General features: G+C 64.7%; 1 protein-coding gene. It reads right to left on the bottom strand.

Translation table 11 applies throughout. The features are described 5' to 3' along the window. The coding region (locus U873_RS34670) for an immunoglobulin-like domain-containing protein (protein ID WP_043274833.1) at positions 1-621 on the bottom strand (621 nt) is incomplete at both ends.

The following is a 621-nucleotide window of genomic DNA, read 5'->3' as shown; positions in this document are numbered from 1 at the left end:
GACAGTGCCCGAAGTCGCGCCGGCAGCGATGGTGATCACCGCGCCGTTGCTCAGGGTCACAGTGACCGGGGTGCCAGCGGCGTTGGTCAAGGTGGCGGTGTAGATGATCTGGCCGCCTTCAGCCACGGTGCCGGTGGCACTGAGGCTGAGGTTGGTGGTGTCGACGGTGTCGGTCACGGTGGTGCTGACCGGTGTCTTGTCGGCCACCAGTTTCTCGTAGTTGCCGCCGCTGACATCGCTGATGGCGTTGGTCAGCGGGGTGTGGCCGACCAGGACATCGTTAGGTGCGCTGATGCTCACCGAGCCGCTGGTTTCACCGACGGCGATGGTGATTTTCTCGCCATTGGCCAGGGTAACGGTGACAGGCGAACCGGTGACCGGTGCAGTGACCGTCGCGGTGTAAGTGACATTGCCGCCTTCTGCCGCCGACGGCGTGGCCTTCAGCGTCACGGTGGAGGTGTCGATGGTGTCGGTGACGTCGGTCACGGCAGGAGTGGTGCTTGGCACCAGCTTCTCGAAGTTGCCGCCCTCGGCCTTGGTAATGGTGGCTTCGACCTTGCCGGCGTCCTTGTACACGTCATCGGCTGGTGCGGCGACGGTGACAGTGCCCGAAGTCGCGCC

Origin of the sequence: Pseudomonas sp. PH1b, assembly GCF_000633395.1 — a bacterium.
Taxonomy (GTDB): Bacteria; Pseudomonadota; Gammaproteobacteria; order Pseudomonadales; family Pseudomonadaceae; genus Aquipseudomonas.
Note: the sequence above shows the minus strand (reverse complement) of the source record. Positions and strands in the feature narration are given on the sequence as shown.